The following is a 22,045-nucleotide window of genomic DNA, read 5'->3' on the forward strand; positions in this document are numbered from 1 at the left end:
CACGGAGACTGGCATATACAACTGGCGCGCTAGCCAGCGTGGGCAAATGGCCGATGGCGACCGATTCGACCGATCATGCAAGACATCGTTTCGTCGTCAGGCGATCCGCCGGATGCGGATAACGAATGATGGGCTGACTGTTTGCGTACACCGATATGATCGCAGGGTTGGGGCGCCGTCACCTGGACGGTATAGCTGCCCGAATAGTTTGCCGAATCGCTGGCCGTGATGTTGGTCGTACCGGCGGACAGCGCGGTAACGAGGCCGTTGGCGGTGCCGACGGTTGCGACGCGGGCGTTGCCGGACGTATAGCGGTAAGGCGGCACACCGCCTGTCGCCTGCCGCTGGCGGCTGCCGCCGACCAGCAGGCTCATGGGGGCGGGATCGAGGTAAAACACAGGTACAAGGCGCAAGGTCAGCTCGAGTAATCGGAACGCGACGCTGTCGGCTTTTTCGGTCGCCCATCGAACGCCACATGGAGCCTTACTCTGATCGTGGTTCCGCCGCGCAGACTTTCCAGCCAGCTCCGCGGCAGGGCCTTGCTCAACCCGTTGCGCACCTCGGACGCAGTGACAGCGGCGGCGGTCGACACGGAAAGCGTGGTCGGCCTGCCGTCGGACAGTGTGCCGTCCACCGCTAGCCACACTGTTTGTCGGACAGCGATGAGTGGCCAGGGCAGGCAGGTGATCGTGGTATTGCCAGGGAACGAGCTGAGGTCAAGCTGGTTGCCGCGTAACCATGATGTCCAGGAATGCTCGTTGGAAAAAGATCATGAGCCGAATCGGATATCGTCGATTTTCAAGAGTCGACACATAGTCGAAGCGGATAAAGCGAGCTGGAAAATTTGGTTCAATTTTTACCGCGGCGCCACCGTATAAGCCGTCGATGGCCGTCAAAACCAGGGACCTGTTGTACGAAGGGTCCATCTCGATGGCGCAATAATTACGGTTCGTTGAATGCGAATCTAACGTGCACAACGGTCGACTCATCGCGCCGCTGAAGCTTCCCAGCCGCTCTGTATCGAAATCTTACAGGTCGCCGCCATTACGAAGCGTATAGTTCGATATACGGAAATTGATTTTTTTGGAGGTGTCGGTCGACCCGTTGAAGGTGACAGCGAGTCTTACCTCGACAGCGCTACCGCGGCGCAGGCTTTCCAGCCAGTTCCGTGACAGGCTCAGGCGCAACCCCTTACGAACCTGCGTCGCCGTGACGGCGGATGCTTTCAAGAGCGTGTGCGTTGTCGCGGCCCCGTTGTAACGCGTGCCGTCGACGTCGAGCCACATCTTCTGTCCGACGGCGATGAGCGACCAGGGCGCGCAGGTGATCGTGGTGTCGCCAGCGAACGAGCCAAGGTCAAGCTCGCGGCCCTCGGCATCGGTAATTGCCGCGCGTGGCAACCGTGAGTCAAGATTGTCGGGTTTCAACACATTGAGGTTCAATGCGGTCGATACGTTGCCGTTGGCCCGCGCACTGGAGATGACAGTATCAAGAGCCGCGTAGTCCTGTTGGTCATTCATGATGGTCATGACGATTCCTCGGAGTGATGTCTAAAGGACGCGTGACTCGCGTGTCCTTCGCGAAGTGGTGCATTCGGGCCGCATCGAACGCGTCGACGCGGCCGTCGACGGGCGGCTATTGCTGCGCTCTGGTAAATGAGCGACTGAACGCGGTCGGCGATGTGCTGCGCGCGCCATTCCGGACCACCGTGTACGTCACGCTTACTTGGTCGCCAAAGTTGAAGGGCAGCACGCTCGACGGCACGGTAAACGTCATGCCGCCCGGACGTCCGCTTTGCTCCGCAGTCACATACGACCCGCGCGGATCGGATCCGTTGGTGTTGTCCGCCCAGGCGACGGTGACGGTGTCGGTGTCCTTGATGCTGGAGTTCGCCGGCACGAGCACGCGGATGCCATTGAGCGCATCGAATGGATCGAGCCGCGATCCTTCGGCCTGCTGCACGGTCGGTGCGCGCAAACCGCGCAACGCACGTTGTACGGCAAGCGTAAGGATTTCCGATGGCCGGGGAATGCCATTGGCCGCCGTTATCGAATACTGGAACATGGCCCGACCGCCATCGACAGGCTGAAGCGTCGTCACCGGGCACTGGAAGACGATGGGGTCCTTGAGATCATCCGCGGTCAGCGCACGGCTGTCGCTCCAGGTGGGCCGGGTATCGCCGAGCACGCCTTCCACAGACACGGTAACCGTGTCGCCGACATGGAAGTCGTTCGAGTCGAACGGAACGTCAACCTCGATGGCGCCGCCGATATAGAAGGGATCGAGCACGCCATCGCTAGACTCGGGCACGCGCGGCGCGGGCAGGCTGGCGACGGACCCTATCACGAAGTTGTAAGCGCTGGATGTGGCGCTGTAACCGGGCGCAGTGACGGTGTAGGTCGCCGACACCTGGCTGTTGGCGTTGGGCTGGATGAAGCCTGCTGAGGTGAGATTGAAACTCGGCGGCTGGGCGGGGTTGCCGATGGGGATCGTCTGCTTGAACGGGACCCGCCCCTGGATGTTGGCTTCGACCGAGGTACCCCTGGTCAGACGCGGGATGACGAGGTGGGCGAGCAGCGTGTTCAGAGGAAGGACACCGTTGATCGCTTCGGGCACGGACGGTGGGGACAAGTCGGGCGCCGCCGCGCTGTTGACGACATCGAGCGTGACGGCGTCCGATTCGCTGATGGCGAAGACGGCGTTGTCCGTACCGAACGTCTCGACCTGATAGGAGATGCGGACCTGACCACCGACCAGTTGGATGATGTCTTCATAGGGCAGCACGCCATGGGTATCGTTGACGCCATCTGCGTACCCGCTGGCCGCGCCCTGCATGTTGCCGCTCCAGCGGAAGGTGACCAGGCTGCCGGCGGGTATACGCTCGGGCTGCGATGGCGCGGCAATGAGGGCGCCGTCAGGGTGGGCGGCTGCATCCAGCACCTTGCCTGGTGTGCCTTCCACCCGCGGCAGGTCCAGACCGACGGCCTTGCCTTCCACGCGGATGCTGCGCCGACGCGACACCACCCGCGCACCCGACTTGCGTTCGAGCGTGTAGGATACGCTGACCCGACCCTCGCCCAGGACTTCCGCCTGCTCATACGGCACCTGGAAGGTGAGGGTGCCATTGTCATGGGTTACCGACTGCCAGGCCGTATCATAAAGGGGTACGGGTTGCTCACCGGCCGCGACGCCGACCCACCGTACGAAGATGTGTTCGCCCGCCCTGCCGCCATGCGCCTCGGCAAGTACGGTCACGGGACTCCGGTCCAGATCCGCCAGCCGCAGCACCAGCCCGGCGTCGTCGACGGTGCCGTCGACCCAGGGTGACGTGGGCGCATCCGGGTCGTCGATCGGCACATCGACCACCCGGTACGGTGCCCACAGCGAGTTGTTGCTGACCAGGTCGAGGATGCGATAGGTGATCTGCGCGTCGCCGCCACCGGCCGAACGAATGGTTTCCTCGTCGATCGGAATGTCGAACTCGCTCTTGCCCACATCGTCGCTTGTGAGTGGAGGCAAGTCCACGAACTTGCCATGCCACGACGCGCGGATGCGGTCGCCCTCGGCCACGTTCTCGTAGCTCGGTACGACGACCTGTACGTCGCTGATGTCGTCAATGAGCGGCGAAGGGTGGACGAGAGCGACGGCGAGGTTCTCGTTGATCGTTTCCGTGTCCGGCTGCGTGTCGATGCCTCCCGGTCGTTTCATCTTCACGCGCACGGTCAACGGTGGCGACACTTGTGGGTTGCCCAGGGCGGAGACGACGCGGACAAAAACGTCGTGAACACCGTCGCCCAGCGCGCGGATTCTTTCGGGAGACACCGGCACCGGGATCGATTTGTTGGCATCCGTGGCGGACATGTCACGTTCACCGACGAGAACCTGGTCGGCGCCCCAGAGAATCTGCGCCTGATCCCCGTCCTTGAAAAGGTCCCAGGGGCCGACGATGACGGTGACCGGGGCGACCGCGCCTTCGCCCACATCGCGGACACCGAGGCCGCCGTTGTTTTCGACTTCGTGAATAAGCGGTGCGGGCAGGCCGGCAAAAACACCATTGAGGATGGGCATGACGATCTCCTTAAGGATGGAACAGGACTTCAGAGCGTGCGTACGTCGACGTAAACCACGTCCTGCTTGGCGAATCCGGTGCCGACGGCGTTGCTGATCGTGTAGTCGAAGGTCGCCCTGCCGAACACGATCGGCAGGAGGAATCCGGCGTCGACGGTGATGTCCACATAGGCGCGATTCACGCTCGGCGGGCTGCTGGGTGGCGGCTTGGGCCAGGTGTTGTCGGGCCGGGACGACATGTCGGAAGCCGTGATTTCGTGCTCGCCGGACGTATCGGTGCCAGGTATCGGCTCACCCGATTCACCCAGCCCCTGGAAGCGCCAGCGGATGACGTCGCCCGCGCCGACGCTCGGCTGGTCCAGCCGTATGCGCACGGGCGTGCCGTCGATCACGTCGCTGAGGGTGATGGAATACACGCGTGATCCGACCCACTCCACGAACGTGGCATCGAGCAAGAGCTCGCCTTCGCCCGGCACCTGGCGGTAGTCCTCGACGCTGACGGATCGATCGGGTGACATCGCCACATTGCAAAACGGGACGGTCGCAAGCGCGCGCGAGGCGGTATAGCGGACTGGCCAGGTACCGGGACTGTGCGCACGCAGGACCTCGCTGGGTATGCGCAGCACGACATCACGCCGGGGGTCGCCCACGACGATATCCGCACCGATGCGATCGTCCGCCCAGAACAACTGGATGCGGTCGCCGGCAGCAAACGCCTGTATGCCGCGCGCCCCCGGTATTTCCCACACGATGGTCGCCGTGGCGTCCTGCGTCACGTCCTCCGCACGGATCACGTTGGCCGGATCGCCGCTTGCTCCACGCACGTCGGGCAGCGGCATGTTCTCGTGCACGGGCGTCAGCGGATCGGGATCCGCGCCGCCCGGCCCGAACAGGTTGATGGCGGGGCGTGCGGGCTCCGTAGGGGTACCGATCACGGTGACGCCGCGCTCCACACGGTAGTCGACGCGTGCCGGCACATTGCGGTCGGTGTCACCGCTCGCCGCCAACCAGTCGGTGTACACATCGTCGTAAGGCGAGGTGAGCAGCATCAGCGGATCCCTGCCTTCCTGGGTCGGCAGGACGGGGATAGGCACTGACACATGCGCGTTCCAGAGCAATACGATGAAGTCGCCCGCCCTGATCGCCGCATTGCCCGGGATGACGACCGTCACGCCACCGTCGACGCGGGCATCGTCGCTGGTGACGAGGCCATCCGCAGCGGCCGGGACCGTGGGCGGCAGGAGGTCACCGATATGCTCGGACAGCCGCACGTCCAGATCGACGCTGGCCGGCTGTTGTGACACATTGCCCGCGCGGTCGGCGACCAGATAGCTGAACGCGTGACGTCCGCCATCGATCGTTTCCAGCAAGGCGGCCGGAAACCGCACTTCGATATCCGTGCCGACGTCGGCTTCGCGCAACTCGTAGATGTCGGAAAGCAGCAGCGGATCGTCGTCGATACGCCCCTGGATCCAGTCGCCCGCCGCGGAGGTGGCATAGCCTTTGACGATGGCGGGCAGGTAGCGGTTGCCCGTGCCGTCATCCACCAGGGTGTCGGGCGTCACACCGTAGGCGATCACGCGGGGGTCGAACGAAAGCGCTGCGAGCGAATCGCGGCCGGGCCGTACGATATCGGTAATGAACGTCTGGTCGGTAGGGCCATACTCTTTGCTGCCGCTGCCCGAACCGTAGTACACCTCGTAGTTGATGCGAACGACGCGACGGTCTTCGACGGAGCTCAGGGGCCGGTCAGCCGCGGCCAGCACGAGGTTCAGCGTCTCGCCTGGCTGATGCCGATCGAGCGCCGTGATGTCACCGATGCGCCGCCCGTCGATCGTCAGCTGCAGGGTATCCCCGGGTTCGGCGTCGTAGGAAAGCGGGAACGGAAGGCTGAGAACGATGGCCTCGTCCCGGACCGATGCTTTCAGCAAATGGTCGGGAGCGAGATAGGAGGGCAGGCGGGCAAGTGCTGCTTCGGGGAAGACCAGCCGTGGGCTGAAGGCATCAGGAGCGGATCGCGGTTCGGTGTCGTCATGCATAGCGCCTCCGTGCGCCTGGGACCGTCGCATGACGACGGTCCCAGCATGCGTGTTGCAGCTTCAGCCGGGCAGATCGCCGCGGGGATCAAGATCGACGAGGAGCACGTCGGACGTGACCGGACGGTCCGGTGCCTGGGCCGATGTCACCGTGTAGGTCAGATGAGCGTGCAGAGCCTGCGTTGGATAGTCGAAGCGCATCAGTTCGACTTCCGTGAGGTGCACGACCAGCTGCATCGGCGGCGAGATCGGACCCGTGAACGACTTGGTCACGTCACGGTTGTCCGCCGACGGCCTGTCCGCAGGGTGACCGCTGGAGTAAAACGAGCGGAAGACCCGCATAGTGACCGTGACCGTGTCGTCTGCACGCTGATTGACGTACGCGGGGATCACGAAGTCGCTGCCGTCCTTCGCCTCGACCTTGCCGATCAACAAGCGGTCCGGCTGTGCCGGCGCCGTGCCCACCGCCTCCGGCATCGTTCCCGCGGGGAGCGAGCCGCCACCGGGGAGTTCGTCCGCGCCGTGCACCGTGACGACCGTGATCGGCGAGCGCGAGGTATTGCTGCCGCCGCCGGCCAGTGTTCGCTCCACGCGATAGTAGAGGTCGATCGCGCCGGAACCGACGGCGATGATGAGGACTACGGGAAGTGAGATCGTGAGGTCTTCGGCTGGCTCCGCCTCGATGGTCAGCGACGGTACGTCGTATGTCCCGTAGACCGGCGTGACGATATCGCCGATCAGGAATACCGGCGTCTCCCCATCGGCTTGCAGCCAGGGGATCGTGATCGTCGCGTTCTTCTCGGCATCTTCCGGCGGGATTTCGTTGTCGGAGCCGCCGGCGCTGGTGAGTGTCGGCGCCTCGAGGCTCTCGTTCTCGGGGGTCTCGGGGTCGGGGTCCACGCCACCGGCCTGATAGAGATTGACCTCGACGACGGCGGGCGTCTGCGCGCTGCCGGCAACCAGGTTCCCACGCAAGACATCGTAGCCGACGTCGACGGTGGCTGCGGCGTCCTGGCCGGCGCTCTTCGCACCCCACTCGGCGAGCAGGGCGGCATAGGGCACGCCGATCGTCACGACCGGATCATTGCCGGTCGACGAGACGCGGACCGGGCCGATCTCCTGGCTACCCCAGTGCAGCAATACGGTGTCGCCGACGAGGATGCCCGTGTTGGCAGGAATCTCCACGGTCACGCCGCCCGCGGCACGGGCGTCCTCTTCGTCGATGATCTGCTCGCCCAGCGGGTCGTCGTCATAGGCAGGTACCCGTGGTGCCTCCAGGTCCGAGATGGCGCCTTCGAGCAGTACCTCGAGTATCACCGGCCGCGACGGTAGAGAGTTGTTGCCAGCACGGTCGCTGACGCTGTACGAGAACGCCATGCTGCCGTCGGCCTGTTCTTCGATGAAACTGCGCATGAAGCGCAGTTCGATGTCAGTTCCACCGACGTTGATCGGATCGAGGACTTCCGAGCGGCTGTCGACCAAGCCGACGACGATGTCGCCCGGGGCGAGGTCCCTGTAACTGGGAACGCGGGCAGCCAGATACTCGTTGCCGTCCGCGTCGCGGGACAAGGCGGCCGGGGTGACACCGTTCTTCACCACTTCATCTGAAAACACCAGCTGGCCGAGGAACGGGAGGCCGGGAGCGGTGTAGTCGGTGATGTAGGTCTGCCCATCAGGACCCGGTTCGACACCGCCGCTTCCGGAGACGAAGGCAATCTGGTAGTTGATGCGGACGACGCCTTCCGGCACCGTCGCGCGGTCCTTCGCCGAAATCGAGATCCGCATGATCTCGTCGTCGAGAAACGCCTCGACGTCGAGCGGCGTACCTACAAGCGTGCCGTTCAAACTCACCTGGACGGTGTCACCGGCGTCGGCGTTCAGTGGCAGCGGTGCTGTCACGACGATCACCTCGTTTTTCGTGCTCGCACGGAGCAGGTTGTCCGGTCTGCCATCAGGCGGCAGCGGTGCGAGCGCCGCTGGATCGATGATGAGGGGCTCGGTATATACCTGCGTACCGATGCCCGATAGCCCGATGCCGGAATACACCGCCTTCGCCGGTAGCCGCTCGCGGCGCACCGCGGGATAACGCTTGTTGCTCGATCCGTCCATGGTCGACTCCTTTGGGGTAAAGCTCCGAGCCGGAACGTCCGGACGGAATAGACGCAGGTTAAGGTCGGGGGCGGCACGACGACCATAGACACAAGGTTGTAGGCGCGCCCACGGCATGACTGACTTTTTCAGTGCGGTCCGCCACATAGCGTCCAGGTATCCGAAATTGCATCGCGATCGCCAGCGGAAAGCCGCCGTCAAGGGAAATGAACCACTTCGTCTCATGCCATAACAGAGGCATGCATTTTAGGAGTACGCCCCATGGCGAAGCGTGTCTGCACCCGCTGCAATAGGCGGCTGAGATTCGCGGACACCATAAGGGTGCTCGCGACCCGTCGACTCACTGGAATAACGGAGAAAGTCATGAGCTCCCTGCATCATCGTGTCCGAAGGGCACCGCTATGGATGGCCATGACGGCTTGCTACCTGCCTATGGCAGGGGTCGCTGTTGCTGGCGAACTGGGCGCCGGACAATCGAAGACCGTCGTGCCGGGTGAAGCAGCCGAAGCGTGGATATTGCGCAACGGTGCGTCGCTGGGCCTGTCACCGCTGTCGGCGGCGCTGTCGATCGCCGCGAACGCATCGTCGGTGCGGATCGACGCGGGCAACGTGAGCGCAAGTGCGTCCGACGCGATTGCGCTGACCGGCCAGAGCTCCGCGACGCTCACCCGCGCCAGGGTAGAGAGTGTCACCGGCAGAGCCCTGTTCGTCGGCATCGCTCCCTCCAACGGCGCGCCTGCGATGCCCAGTAACGTCGATATCAGCAATAGCGTGCTGAGCGGATCCACCTACGGCGTGTTCGTGGCACAAAACTACCTGCCCGGGATTGGCACGGTGACGCTGCGCGACTCCGAGGTCCGCGGGACCGGTGCGAGCGGTGTCGGGCTGGCGGTTTTCCTCGGCAGTGCGTCGGTCCAGGGCGGTTCGTTGACCGGACAGCTGCACGGTGTACGAATTCGTCAGGACGATCGTGGCGACGGTGTCATCCTGCCGAGTACCCGCCTGCTCGAACTCGATGGCGCCAGGGTCGAGGGAGTGACTGGCAGCGGCATCTCGATCGACACCCTTCGCAACCAGTCGACCGACGCCGTGGTCCACATCGGTGGCGGCAGCGAGATCGTCGGTGGCGGCGGCACGGCCATCGACCTGGGCGTGCGCAGCACGGCCGATATCGACGTGTTCGGCGGCAGCCTCGTGCGGGGCGATGTTCGCGTGGCCGACGGCTCGTCGCTCTCGCTCGCCCTGAGCGAAGGCTCGGCCATGGCAGGGGCGACGAGCGGGGACATCACGATGGCCCTCACATCGACCGCGACCTGGAATGTCTCGAACGATTCGTCGCTGAGCTCGCTTGACCTGTCCGGCGGCAACGTCGCTTTCACGTCGCGTGCCGGCACCGCGCATAGCCGGGTGGACGTCGCTGGCGACCTCACTGGCAGCGGTGGCGTTCTTGGCCTCAACGTGACCATGAATGCCGGCGGCCCGCTCGTCGGCCAGGAGACCGATCGCCTGCTTGTGGAGGGCTCGGTGACCACCACCGGTCCGACCGAGATCGTCGTCACGCCACGCGGCGCCGGCGCCGACACCGATGCCAATGCCAACGGTCTGGTCGACGCCGGCGAGGGCATGTCGCTGGTCCAGGTCGCCGGCACGTCACGTGCCGATGCCTTCGCCCTGCGCGGCGGCTACGTCGCGGCCGGTCCCTATCAGTACACCTTGCATGCCTTTGGGCCGGGGCAGACCGATCCCGCACAGAATCTGCTCGCCAATGGCACCCTCAACTGGGACTACCGTTTAGGTAGCCGGATCGTATGCGAGGGCGGTTGTGGCCCGGTGGACCCGCCGGTGGACCCGCCCGTCGATCCGGGGAATCCGCCGGTCGAGCCGCCCGTCGATCCCGGGAAGCCGCCGATCGACCCGCCAGTCGACCCCGGCAAGCCGCCGGTGGAGCCCCCGGTCAATCCGGGCGAACCAGAAAATCCGGGCAACCCGGGCAATCCCGGTGACGGTGGCGAGCCGGTTCGCCCCGAGCCGCCGGGCACACGCATCGCCGTGGTGCCCCAGGTGCCGTCGTACCTCTCCGCGCCGGCGGCGCTGCTCAGCTATGGCGACATGATGAGCGACGGGCTCCACCAGCGGCTCGGCGATATCCGTCAGGGCTCGTCCACCGGTCCGCTGGGCGGCGAGGTGTTCGCGCGCTATCTAGGCGGCCAGCTGCGCTACAGCTCCAACCTGTCGTTCGAACGCTATGGCTACGACTTCGACCAGCAGGTCAATGCGCTGCAACTCGGCGGCAGCCTCATCGCCCTCGACAGCGACAACGGCACGCTGCGCGCTGGCTGGGCGGCGGATCGCGGCACCACCCGTGTCACGCCGAAGGCCGCCGACGGCAACAGCACCGCGAAATACAACGCGAACGGTGTCTCAGCGTGGATCACCTGGCAACACGGCGACGGCTTCTGGGTGGACGGCGTGCTCGGCTCGACACGCTATCGTGGCGACGTCGGCACCGACATGCGCGGTGCGGACGTCGGTCGCATCCGCGCGAATGGCTGGACGATGTCGGTGGAAGCGGGCCTGCCGATCGCCCTCGGCGGTGACTGGACGGTGGAGCCCCGCTTCCAGCTCAAGCACCAGCAACTGGCCTTCCGCGACTTCACCGATGCGGATGGGCTGGACATCAGTCTGGGCACCGCGAAACAGACCACCGCGGTGCTGGGTGGTCGTATCAGCCGCACCGCCCAGCCGAAGTTCATGCCGTATGCCAGCGTGGATGTTTCGCACAGCAGCAACGGTGATCCGATGGCGACGGTGACCAGCGAGGCATGGAATGCGCGCGATCGTTTCGGCTCCGGCAAGGTCGGCAACGCCTACAGGGTGGCTGCGGGCGTCGTTAGCCAGCTCAGCGACCGTGTCCAGTTATACGGCGAAGGCAACTATCAGCACTTCGTCGGCAGCTACGGCATGCGCGGCTGGGCCGGCAACCTGGGTATCCGGGTGAACTTCTAGGCGGGCGACCAAAAAAAAACGGGATGTCGCGGCAACGACATCCCGTGGAGGCAACGGCCTCACCTCGTCGATACCCCCGGGCCGCGGAGCGAACCGCGTGGCTTCCGCCACGTCCTTCGTGACATCCTGCGCTGTGCATCCGGTCTTTGTGCGACATCCGTGTCGCCAGCGCCGACGTGCTCCTTGCACGGTCCTTGTCACGTACGTTTCGTTGCGGCTCGGCGGTATCGAGGGTTCAGGCTATCTGCCTGTCGCGCATAAGAAAATAATCCCTTGGTTGTAGGTGCGGGCGTCCATTTCCGGACGCCATTGAACGCGACTTGCCGATGCGGCGGACACCACGCCAGGATGATGCTGGCGACATAGCGCGTTGCCTTCGCGCTGCCGTTTTTGACTGTCCGGTTCCGGACGGTGGTGGGCGCTATTGCACCGCGATCAACCACAAGGCCGCGCCCTGCACCGGTGCCACGGTCCAGTGGACGCGGTAGGTACCGGCCGCGCTGACCTGTCGCCACGCGACCGCACCCTGCACGCCGCTTTCGTCGGGCAACTGCACGAACGCGTCGATCAGGGTGAAGCCGTCGCCCGGGCTGACACGCATGCGCTTGACGCCGCCGTCGCCCCACCAGAACGCCAGCAGCGTGGCCGGACCATCCACGGTCACCGTGCCGCTGGCCACCTGCAGTGCGTCGCCGGCGTAGGTGCGCGCAACGGATGCCACGCGCGACGCGTGGCGTACCTCGACGAAGGGCAGGGAGAGTTCGCCTTTTGCCTCGCCGTGTTTGTCGATCGACAGGCTATGTGCCGGGCCGCCCTTGCCTTCGGTGGCGACATAGGCACGCACGGCGAAGCGATCGCCGTAGTTCGCGTAGGTCTGCGGCTGCCCCAACGGCAACCATCGATTGCCGTAGGTATCGTGCAGCGGACCGTCGTTGCTGGCGTATCCCGCGTTGAACACGAGGAAGAGGCTGCCATCCGGCTGCGTATCCACGGGGGGCGTGGTCGCGGGCGTTACACCCAGCCCTTCGCCCTGGGCGAGGAACACGTGCGCACCGAGGGATGGACCCGGACGATCGTCGGCGTGCAGGCGACCGCCGCTTGCCACCAGCAGCGCGGCCATCCAGAGCGTGGAACGATAGGACGATGTCATGGCTGCTCCCAAAAGTCGTACTTGTCACACGGGCGCGGCTGCGCCACGCTGCATGCCGCGGACCGCCTGCCTGACACACGTCGCGCGCGACGCCTGAAGGGGAATGGCACGTGGCGGATGAAACCGACTTCGTCGACCTGTATGCGCGGTTGCGGTTGCAGCCCGGTTGCACGTTGGCCGAATTCAAGCAGGCCTACCGGCGACATGTCGCCCAATGGCATCCGGACCGCCGGCGCGAAGGCCATGCGGACGCCCTCGCCACGCGACGCATGCAGCGGCTCACCCGCCAGTACGCCGCCGCCATGGCGTTCCACCGGCGCCATGGACGCCTGCCGGGCGCGCCGCTGCCGGAACGTGGCGCGGTCGCCGTGCCCGAGCCGCTCGCCATCGTCGCCGACGGCGTACCCGAAGCCACGGTGACGGTCGCCGCGGAGTCCTTGCCGACGCGCACGCTGGGCGCACGCTGGTGGTTGTCGATCGGCCTGGTCGGTGTGGCGGTGATGACGTGGTCGCTCATGCCGGCCGCCGACGTGTCCGTCCGCGACAACGAAACGGCCGGGCCCTATGCCCCGGAGCTGCGTACGGCGGTGCTCCCGCCTGTGCGTGTACCCGACCTGGACCTGGGCATGGACGAGGACCAGGTGCTGGCCATCGAGGGCGAGCCGGACCGGCGCGTCGACGACCGCTGGGAGTACGGGCCGTCGTGGGTGAGCTTCGATCGCCACCGGCTGAGCGACTGGTACAGCTCGCCGTTGCGCGGCCTGCATGCAGCGTCGCCTCGTCCCCAGCGGTGACGCGTCGGGGTGCTCAGCGGGCGCCACGGCCGAACAGCACCACTTCCACGGTTTCGATCAGGATCACCATGTCCAGGAAGAGGTTGTGGTTCTTCACGTAGAACAGGTCGTATTTCAGTTTCTCGGCGGCATCTTCTTCCGAGGCGCCATAGGGATAGCTCAGCTGCGCCCATCCGGCCAGCCCGGGCTTGATGCTGTGGCGCAGGCTGTAGTAGCGGATCTTGGTTTCCAGGTCCGAGACGAACTGCGGTCGCTCCGGTCGGGGGCCGACGATGCTCATGTCGCCGCGCACCACGTTCCACAGCTGCGGCAGTTCGTCGAAGCGCAGCTTGCGGCAGATGCGCCCGACCCGCGTGATCCGGTCGTCGTTGCTCAGGGCCCAGCGTGCCACGCCGTCGATCTCGGCGTCCGTGAGCATGCTGCGGAACTTGTACAGCCAGAACGGGCGGCCGTTCTCACCCACGCGTTCCTGCCGGTAGAACACCGGTTGCCCGCGTCCCGACTCCAGGCGGATGGCCAGGGCCACGCCCAGCATGACCGGCCAGAACAACGCGGCGATGGTCAGCGACGCGCCGATGTCGAAGGCCCGCTTGACGAACAGCGCCAGGGGCGAGGCATTGAACCCCGCGGAAAACACCAGCCACGACGGGTCCAGCATGGTCAGTTGCACGCGGCCCGCCTCGCGCTCGACGAACGTGGTGAGGTCGGTGATCTTCACGCCCAGCTGGCGACAGGCGAGCAGGTCGTCCATCGGCAAGCCGCCGCGGCGGTCGTCCACGCCAACGACGATTTCATCCAGCGCCAGGCGTCGTGCACAGGCCGCCAGGGTTTCGCTGGGGTCCAGCAGCAGCTCGGCCGGCACCAGCACGGTCTCGTTCGCGCCGCGCACGTAGCCCAACAGGGAGAAGCCACGACGATCCGAACGCCGGCGCATACGGGTGTGGATCTGGGCGGCACGCTGTCCGGCGCCGAGCACGATCACCCGTCGCTTCAGGGCTTCCAGTTCCACCAGCCGCATGAAGAGCGCACGGAAGGCCGCGGTGGCGAGCAAACCGATCAGCAGGGCCATGCCCAGCACGCCGCGTCCCACGTACGCCTGCGGAATGACGTAATAGCCCACCACCAGCGCCAGGCCGCCGAAAACGAACGCGATGGCGTGGCGCGCCATCTGGCCGCGCCAGCTCATGCGCAACGTGGAACGGTATTCGCCCAGGGCGGCCATGCCCAGGAAGATGACCAGCGCGAACATCGCCGCGCGCATGGTCAGCGTCTGCGTCGATGCGGCCAGGTCATCGGGCGACGGTGCGAAACGGATGTAGGTGGCGACGTTGAGCGACGCGGCGAGCAACAGCAATTCGCAGCAGGCCATCAGGGTCAGCCAGCGCACGATCGGCTGGCGAAGCAAACGCATCATGGTAGTCCCCTTGCATGTCGTCATCGACCTGCCGATGAGCGAAGGCTAGGCATGCCGCGACACGGTGTCGATTGCACTTCCGGTCATCGCGCGGCTAGGCCGTATGGTCGTCCGTATCAGCCCAGGCCGCCGGATTCGCAGGCCTGCAACAGGACGCGCAGGCGGTCGGCCAGGCGCAGGCTGAGCGCGATCAGTGTGAAGGTGGGGAACGCCCAGCCGCCCGTGGGAAACACCGAACTGCCCGCCACATGCAGGTTGCCGACACCGAACACCTTGCAGGCCGGATCGACGACGCCCTGTGCCGGGTCGTTCGCCATGCGCGTCGTGCCCATGTGGTGCGCCGTACCGTGCACCTCCACGGGCAGGTCGGCATCGACGGCCCAGCGTGCCGGTTCGAAGTGGCCTTCGCAGGCCTCGGCCAGGCGATCGCCGGTCAGTCGCGTCAGGGTGCGGTAGGTGTGCCTGTCCAGGTCGGTCAGGCGCCAGTCCACCCGCACACGCCGCAGGCCCAGTATGTCGCGGCTGGCGTCGAGGGTGATCCGGCTGTCGCGATTGGGGGCCTGTTCGAAGAAGCCGACCAGGGCGACCCGTTCGCTGCGCACGACGGGATGGTCGCGGGCCTTCTGCGCGAGCGCCCTCAGCACGTCGCCGAAGTGCAGGCCGAGCCGCAGCGCATGAAGTGCAGCATGCGGTGGCGCGGCGGACGCCGCACTTCGGGGGCCGTTCTGCAGCGCGGCGTTCAGGCGTGCCTCCAGCAAGGCACCCTCATTGTGCACGGGCTTCCTGAGCGAAGCGCGCAGGTCGCGCAGGGCCCGGATGCCCGCAGGCACCTCGCCCTCCATCGCGAACGGATGGACACGTCCGTTCAGTGTGCGATGGCGGCCCTGGGCGGTGGTCGACAGGCCGATCTCCGCCGACAAGGGCGCGCGCTTGTTGCGGATGTTGCGCTCGTAGGGGCGGGACAGGCGGTCGACATGCGGCGAGCGGACGACCCCGAGCGTGCCGCTGGGGTGATCCATGAAATAGCGGCCGACCAGGTCGTTCGCGTTGCCTAGCCCCCCCGGGGCCACGCTGTCGGAGAGCAGCAGGATGCGCGCGTTCTCGATGCCGCCCGCGGCAAGCACGTAGTGCCGTGCGCGGACGCGGCCGCGACGTCCGTCGAGGGAGCCGATGCGCGCCTCCGTGACATGGCTGGCGGTGTCGTTGGCGCGTAGTTCCAGCAGGTTGGCATGCAGCAGCACGGTGACGTTGTCGGCGTGGGCCAGGGTGTCGCGATAGGCCTCGCCGAACAGTACCGGACTGCGCGCGAAGACGTAGTTGGTCATCACCTCCGGATCGAGGTCCAGCGGCTTGCGCGGCGGCGGCCCGTCGAACGTGCCGTCGGTGAAGCCGCGGGCGGGGTCGATCCGGCAGAAATCACGGGCCTTTTCGTACCATGGCGCCAGTTCTGCATGGCGCAACGGCCATCCGCTGTCGGGCACCCAGTCGCGTGGCGTCATGTCGCTGTCGCCCAGCGGAATGCAGCCGCCACCCCACAGCGTGCAGCTGCCACCGAACACGCGCATGCGCGAGCCGGCCGTATCGAAGGGCACGTCGCCCGATGCGCTGCCCTCGTAAAGGGCCTGGCTGCTTTCCTCGCCACGCGTGCCGCCGCCCTCGACGAGACAGACGGTGACCGACGAGCCGACGAACGATCGCGCCATGGCGATGCCCGCGGCACCGGCACCGATGATGCACAGGTCCGCGTGCAGGTCGTTGGGTGCCGACCGATCGAGGTAATCGAGGATCACGGCGCATCTCCAGGGTAAGGCATGGCGGGGGGAGGAGCGTAGCGGCGCGCGTCAGGCGTGGTAGTAACCGCGGTACCAGTCGACGAACTGCCGCACGCCGGCGCGCACGTCCACGCCGGGGGCATAGCCGGTGGCCTGGACCAGGGCCGAGATGTCGGCCTCCGTGTCCGGCACGTCGCCGGCTTGCAGGGGAAGCATTTCCATGTGGGCCTTGCGGTCGAGACAGTCCTCGAGCACACGGATGTACTGCAGCAGCGCCACGGGGGTCTCGTTGCCGATGTTGTAGATCCGGTAGGGCGCCACGCCGCTGCTGCCCGTCTCGGGGTGATCGCCGGACCATTGCGGATCACGCAGGGGCGGGCGGTCCAACGTGCGCAGCACGCCTTCCACGATGTCGTCGACGTAGGTGAAGCTGCGCGTGTGCTGCCCGTGGTTGAACACCCGGATCGGCTCGCCGGCCAGGATCGCGCGCGTGAACAGGAACAGCGCCATGTCCGGGCGGCCCCAGGGGCCGTACACGGTGAAGAAGCGCAGGCCGGTGCAGGGCAGGTCGTAGAGGTGCGCGTAACTGTGCGCCATCTGCTCGTTGGCTTTCTTCGACGCGGCGTACAGCGTCAGCGGATGCTCGGTGGGCTGCCGTTCCGAGAACGGCATATGGGTATCCGCGCCGTAGACGGAACTGGTGGAGGCGAAGACCAAATGATCCACGCCGTGGTGGCGGCAGCCTTCCAGCACATGGAGGAAACCGGTGACGTTGCTGGACACGTAGACATGCGGGTGCGTGGCCGCGTGGCGAACACCGGCCTGCGCGGCCAGGTGCACCACGCGCTGCGGCCGGTACGTGGCGAACACCGCCTCCATCGCCGTCCGGTCGGAGAGGTCCGCGTGCACGTGCGTATAGCGCGGATGGTCGCCGAAGCGGGCCAGTCGCGCCTTCTTCAGCTCCACGTCGTAATAGTCGGACAGGTTGTCCAGGCCGATCACCTCGTCGCCGCGGGCCAGCAGCCGCATGGCCACGTGCGAGCCGATGAAGCCCGCCGTGCCGGTCACCAGAACCTTCACAGGCGGCCGTCCACCGCAGCGCGCGGAAGCACGTACTTCACGTCGTAGACCACGCAGGCGGCCTTGCCGAAGGCGCGGATGCCTTCCACGCCCCACGCGACGAACTCCCGGTGGGCCACGGCTACCACGACGGCATCGTAACTGCCGTGTGCGGGCGCCTCCACCGGCACGATGTCGTACTCGTGGCGCGCCTCGTCGGCACGCACCCAGGGATCGTGCACGTCCACGTCCACGCCGTAGCCTTGCAGGCCGGCGACGATATCGACCACGCGGGTGTTGCGCAGGTCCGGGCAATTCTCCTTGAACGCCAGCCCGAGGATCAGCACCCGCGCGTGCACGGGGTTGATGCCCTTGCGCACCATCAGGCGGATGACTTCGCCGGCGATGTACGGGCCCATGCCGTCGTTGGTGCGGCGCCCGGCCAGGATCACGTCCGGGTGGTGGCCGACCTGCTGCGCCTTGTGGGTGAGGTAGTAGGGATCGACGCTGATGCAGTGGCCACCGACCAGGCCCGGGCGGAACGGCAGGAAATTCCACTTCGTTCCGGCCGCTTCGAGCACTTCCAGCGTATCGATGCCCAGTCGGTTGAACAGGATGGCAAGGTCGTTGACCAGGGCGATGTTGAGGTCGCGCTGCGTGTTCTCGATGACCTTGGCCGCCTCGGCCACCTTCAGCGAGCTGGCCCGGTGCGTGCCGGCGGCGATCACCGACCGATAGAGCGCATCCACCGTATCGGCGGTAGCCGGGGTCGACCCGGAAGTGACCTTGAGAATATCGGTCACCCGGTGGGTCTTGTCGCCGGGATTGATCCGCTCCGGGCTGTAGCCGACGAAGAAATCCTCGTTGAACACCAGGCCGGACACTGTTGCGAGGATGGGAACGCACACTTCTTCGGTGCACCCGGGGTAGACGGTGGACTCATAGACCACGATGTCGCCGCGCTTGAGCACCTTGCCCAGGCATTCGCTGGCCATGCGCAGCGGATGCAGGTCGGGCCGGCGTGCCTCGTCGATCGGCGTGGGTACGGTCACGATGTAGATGGTGCAGTCGGCCAGGTCGCCGGGGGTGTCTGAAAACCGCAGCCGTGTCGCGGTGGCCAGTTCGTCGGCATCCACTTCCCGCGTGCTGTCGCGGCCTGCGCGAAGTTCATCGATGCGGCGGGAGTGGATGTCGAATCCGAGGGTGGCGTAGCGCTTGCCGAATTCCACGGCGAGCGGCAGGCCGACGTAGCCCAGGCCCACCACGCCGATGCGGGCGCTTTGCAGAAGGTCGCAAGGCAACGCCGTGGCTTCGGCGGCAGGTCGTGTATCGTGCGGCGGCTCGCTCGCGGCGATATCGGCCCGTGTTCGGCTTGCGGTATCCATGTAAGCGTCCATCCCCATGCGTGGCCCGGAAAACCCCATGACGGGGGCGACGAAAGGGTAGCAACGCACCCCCGGCTTGCCTGTATGGCTTACGTGGGTGGACAAATGGCCGATGCCGTCAGGCTGAACGGATCGCTAGCGCGGTAGCGATTGTTGTGTGAAGCAAGCGTTTACAAGGCACGGTCACCGCGATATCTTGCCCTTGGTCCCATCGATAGCCGGTGGGCATATGACTACAGCACCCATCTGGTCCACTCATGTCCGCGCGAAGCTATCTGGGCTCAGTGCGCGTGGCCTTGCTGGACGACCATGCGCTCGTCCTCAAAGGGCTGGCCGCGCAACTGGAGACGTCCCCCTCCATCGCCATCCTCGGCAGCTTTTCGAGCAGCCGGCCTTTCCGTGCGTTGCTGGCGGAGCAGCCGGTCGACGTCGTGCTGATCGATTACTCACTCGCTTTCGACGACATCGACGGCGTCGCCCTGATCCGCCTGCTGCGCGCCGGTTACCCAAGGCTGAAGATCCTGGTGGTCTCCGCGCATGACGAAGGCCTGGTGGTACACAGCCTGTTGCAGGCCGGTGCGGATGGTTTCGTCGCCAAGAGCCAGGACCCGGGCGTGCTGGTGCAGGCGATCGACGCGGTGATGACCAACCGCGTGTACCTGCCGCCGCGGCGGGCGGGCGGTTCTGCCGAGACCAGCCTGGTCAAGCTGTCGCCGCGCGAGTGGGAGGTGGTGCGCTGCCTGCTGGACGGCATGAAGGTATCGCAGATCGCCGAGAAGTTCGGCCGCAGCATGAAGACCATCAGCGCACAGAAATCGGCGGCGTTCCGCAAGCTCGACATCAAATCCGACAATGCGCTGTACAAGATGGAGGATTACATCCGCGCATTGGGTACCGATCCTCCATGATGCGACGGATCGCATGGACCCTCGCTGGCTGCCTGTGTGCGGCGCTGGCGATCGCACAGGACGTGCCCGACGCTGAAGCGCAGCGTCGCTGGGTCGGTGCGCATCCCGTGCTGCGCATCGCGCTAGACCCCCAGCTACGCGCCGACGTCGGTGCCGGCAACGCGAATCCGCTGGTCAATGGATACCTTGCGCTGTCGGCGCGCCAGGCGGGGATGCGCTTCGAAACGGTGCGAACGGCCTCGTGGGCCGAGTCGGTCGCCGCTTTCAAGGCGCATCGGGTCGACGTGCTGCCTTCCACCTCCGATCGCCTGCTCACCGCCGACCTGGGCACATCCGCGCTGCTTTCCTCGCCGTTCTATGTCGGTCGCACGCTGATCGTCACGCGGACGGTGGGGCCGGCCACGATGGACCTTTGGCACCTGCAGGGCCGCACGGTGGCCTTCAAGGGCGGTGGCCAGTACGAGGCCTGGCTGCAGCGCGAGCACCCCTCGATCACGCGGCTGCCCCTGGCGGACATCCACCAGATCCTGGCGGCGGTGGAGAGCGGCATCGCGGATGCGGCCATCGGTATCGACGTGGCCTACTACCCCATCGTTCGCCGCGACTACGCGCAGAGCCTGCGCGTGGCGGGCACGGTGCCGGAGATGGCGGTGTCGGTGCGCGTGGCCGTGCAGCGCGACGAGCCGGTGCTGCTGACGATCCTGGAACAGAGCATGCGCGGCCTGTCCACGGCCGACAACGAGGCGGTGATCGAGCGCTGGCTGGAGACCGCCTACCTGCGCGCGCCGACGTGGTCGCAGGTGCTGACCACCTATCGCGTCGAAATCGGCCTGGGCGCTGCCCTGGTCGCGGCGTTGGTGTTCGCGCTGTGGCAGCTGCGCCGCGCCCAGCTGGCATCGCGGCGCGGCGAGCAGCAGAAGACGATGCTGCTGGCGGTGATGAGCCACGAAGTACGCAATGCGGTCAACGCGGTGACGTCGTCGATCGACCTGATGGCGCGACAGCCGCAGGACGGGCCCCAGCGCGACCTGCTGGCCATTGCGCAGGTCAGCAGCCGCAACCTGCAGAACCTGCTCAAGAGTGCGCTCGATTACACCCGCTCCGAGGTCGAAGGCTTCACCCCCGATCCAGTGCCCTGCGACGTGCAGGCCGTGGCGCGCGAGGCCATCGCCTCGCAGCGGCTGGCCATCGAGGCCAAGGGCCTGGAGGTTCGACTGGACTTGCCGATGGGGCCGTTGCCCTGGCTGCTGGTCGACGAGGTGCGCGTGCGGCAGCTGCTGGAAAACCTGTTCGCCAACGCGGTGAAATTCACCGAACGCGGGCATGTCGGCATCGCGCTGTGGCAGGGCGCCGGTGACGATGCCGATGGTGTCCGCCGCCTGGTCATCGAGGTGTTCGACACCGGCATCGGCGTGTCGTCGAGTCGCCAGCGGCAGTTGTTCGTGCCGTTCGCCCAGGCACGCGGACGCCTTGACGTACGCCTGGGCGGCACCGGGCTGGGCCTGGCGATATGCCGCGACATCGCCACCCATCTCGGTGGTCGCCTGGAGTTCAACAGCGAAGCCGGCGTGGGCACCGCCGTGCGCGTCGAGTTGCCGACCAGCCTCGTGCCGACCACGACACCCGTGCCGGCCACCGGCGCCGGCGACGAGCGCTCGCCCGAACGGGCTGGCGGCATCGTGCTGCTGGTGGAGGACCATCCGGCCAACCGGCAGATCATCGCGGCGCAGTTGAAGTTCCTCGGCTACGCCACGGAGGCCGTGGATCACGGGCAGGCCGCCATCGATACGTTCGTGCCGGGTCGTTTCATCGGGGTACTGCTCGATTGTGAGCTGCCCGACATGCAGGGCTACGATATCGCCGCCGAACTGCGCGCCCGTGAGATCGAGGCGGGTGTGGCACCGACGCGCTTCGTCGCCATCTCGGCCAACCAGGGCGTGGAACACGTACGGCGCTGTGCCCAAAGCGGCATCGACACGGTGCTGGGCAAGCCGCTGTCGCTGGATGCGCTGAAGACGGCCCTGGCGACACCCGTGCGAACGCCGGCGGAGCAGGGCGACGATGCCCCGGCCACCGCCGACGCGCTGCATGCGACCTTCCGCGACGAAACCCGCCACGACCTCGATGTCATTCGTCGAGCCCTGGCCGATGGCGAACTGTCCCTTGCGCGACATCACGTCCATCGCGTGCGTGGCGCGGCGCTGGTGTGCGGTGTCGATGCGATCGAGGCGTTGGCCGGCGACCTGGAGGACACGCTCGATGCCGGAGGCGGCCTCGACGAGGCGCAACCGTTGATCGAGGCGATCGGCCGGCACCTGCGCTGACGTGACCCGCCCGTGTCGCG

The 22,045-nt window shown here is 66.3% G+C and carries 14 protein-coding genes; 4 read left to right on the forward strand and 10 right to left on the reverse strand.

Features of this window, described 5'->3' with window-relative positions; all coding sequences use genetic code 11:
- Nucleotides 1–29 precede the first annotated feature (29 nt).
- The 5 genes from QRN34_RS19170 to QRN34_RS02605 form a co-directional block, all read right to left on the reverse strand.
- The gene (locus tag QRN34_RS19170) at nucleotides 30–644 is read right to left on the reverse strand and encodes an Ig-like domain-containing protein (RefSeq protein ID WP_345782879.1); all 615 of its coding nucleotides are present in this window, start codon (nucleotides 642–644) and stop codon (nucleotides 30–32) included.
- A 384-nt stretch (nucleotides 645–1,028) separates the two neighbouring features.
- Complete coding sequence (locus tag QRN34_RS02590) at nucleotides 1,029–1,529, reverse strand: hypothetical protein (protein ID WP_285401707.1); 501 nt, start codon at nucleotides 1,527–1,529, stop codon at nucleotides 1,029–1,031.
- A 106-nt stretch (nucleotides 1,530–1,635) separates the two neighbouring features.
- Nucleotides 1,636–4,068 (reverse strand): hypothetical protein, encoded by a 2,433-nt coding sequence (locus QRN34_RS02595; RefSeq protein WP_285401709.1) that lies wholly within the window; start codon nucleotides 4,066–4,068, stop codon nucleotides 1,636–1,638.
- Between the two features lie 29 nt (nucleotides 4,069–4,097).
- Entirely contained in the window at nucleotides 4,098–6,107 is a 2,010-nt protein-coding gene (locus QRN34_RS02600) for a hypothetical protein (protein WP_285401710.1), read from the reverse strand.
- Between the two features lie 60 nt (nucleotides 6,108–6,167).
- Entirely contained in the window at nucleotides 6,168–8,213 is a 2,046-nt protein-coding gene (locus QRN34_RS02605) for a hypothetical protein (protein ID WP_285401711.1), read from the reverse strand.
- A 363-nt stretch (nucleotides 8,214–8,576) separates the two neighbouring features.
- Here QRN34_RS02605 and QRN34_RS02610 point away from each other — a divergent pair, with 363 nt between their 5' ends.
- The gene (locus QRN34_RS02610; RefSeq protein ID WP_285401713.1) at nucleotides 8,577–11,219 is read left to right on the forward strand and encodes an autotransporter outer membrane beta-barrel domain-containing protein; all 2,643 of its coding nucleotides are present in this window, start codon (nucleotides 8,577–8,579) and stop codon (nucleotides 11,217–11,219) included.
- Nucleotides 11,220–11,640: 421 nt separating this feature from the next.
- On the opposite strand, the gene QRN34_RS02615 is transcribed toward QRN34_RS02610, so the two are convergent.
- Nucleotides 11,641–12,369, reverse strand: a complete 729-nt coding sequence (locus tag QRN34_RS02615; RefSeq protein WP_285401715.1) for a hypothetical protein — start codon at nucleotides 12,367–12,369, stop codon at nucleotides 11,641–11,643.
- A gap of 110 nt (nucleotides 12,370–12,479) precedes the next feature.
- On the opposite strand from QRN34_RS02615, the gene QRN34_RS02620 reads away from it, so the two are divergent.
- On the forward strand, nucleotides 12,480–13,163 hold the full coding sequence (locus tag QRN34_RS02620; protein WP_285401717.1) for a J domain-containing protein: 684 nt from the start codon (nucleotides 12,480–12,482) through the stop codon (nucleotides 13,161–13,163).
- Nucleotides 13,164–13,176: 13 nt separating this feature from the next.
- On the opposite strand, the gene QRN34_RS02625 is transcribed toward QRN34_RS02620, so the two are convergent.
- From QRN34_RS02625 to tviB, 4 genes are all read right to left on the reverse strand, one after another.
- Nucleotides 13,177–14,577: a TIGR03013 family XrtA/PEP-CTERM system glycosyltransferase gene (locus QRN34_RS02625; RefSeq protein ID WP_285401719.1), complete on the reverse strand. Its 1,401-nt coding sequence runs from the start codon at nucleotides 14,575–14,577 to the stop codon at nucleotides 13,177–13,179.
- A gap of 116 nt (nucleotides 14,578–14,693) precedes the next feature.
- Entirely contained in the window at nucleotides 14,694–16,367 is a 1,674-nt protein-coding gene (locus QRN34_RS02630; RefSeq protein WP_285401720.1) for a GMC oxidoreductase, read from the reverse strand.
- Between the two features lie 51 nt (nucleotides 16,368–16,418).
- A complete protein-coding gene (locus QRN34_RS02635) occupies nucleotides 16,419–17,429 on the reverse strand; it encodes an NAD-dependent epimerase (protein ID WP_285401721.1) in 1,011 nt (336 codons plus the stop codon).
- On the reverse strand, nucleotides 17,426–18,694 hold the full coding sequence (tviB, locus tag QRN34_RS02640; protein ID WP_285401833.1) for a Vi polysaccharide biosynthesis UDP-N-acetylglucosamine C-6 dehydrogenase TviB: 1,269 nt from the start codon (nucleotides 18,692–18,694) through the stop codon (nucleotides 17,426–17,428). Before tviB ends, QRN34_RS02635 begins: the two co-directional genes overlap by 4 nt.
- Nucleotides 18,695–19,050: 356 nt before the next feature.
- Here tviB and QRN34_RS02645 point away from each other — a divergent pair, with 356 nt between their 5' ends.
- Both QRN34_RS02645 and QRN34_RS02650 read left to right on the forward strand, forming a co-directional pair.
- The gene (locus QRN34_RS02645; RefSeq protein WP_285401723.1) at nucleotides 19,051–19,701 is read left to right on the forward strand and encodes a response regulator transcription factor; all 651 of its coding nucleotides are present in this window, start codon (nucleotides 19,051–19,053) and stop codon (nucleotides 19,699–19,701) included.
- The gene (locus QRN34_RS02650; RefSeq protein WP_285401725.1) at nucleotides 19,698–22,025 is read left to right on the forward strand and encodes an ATP-binding protein; all 2,328 of its coding nucleotides are present in this window, start codon (nucleotides 19,698–19,700) and stop codon (nucleotides 22,023–22,025) included. Before QRN34_RS02645 ends, QRN34_RS02650 begins: the two co-directional genes overlap by 4 nt.
- Nucleotides 22,026–22,045: the final 20 nt, after the last annotated feature.

Origin of the sequence: Luteibacter sp. ME-Dv--P-043b, assembly GCF_030209605.1 — a bacterium.
In the GTDB taxonomy this organism is placed as follows: domain Bacteria; phylum Pseudomonadota; class Gammaproteobacteria; order Xanthomonadales; family Rhodanobacteraceae; genus Luteibacter.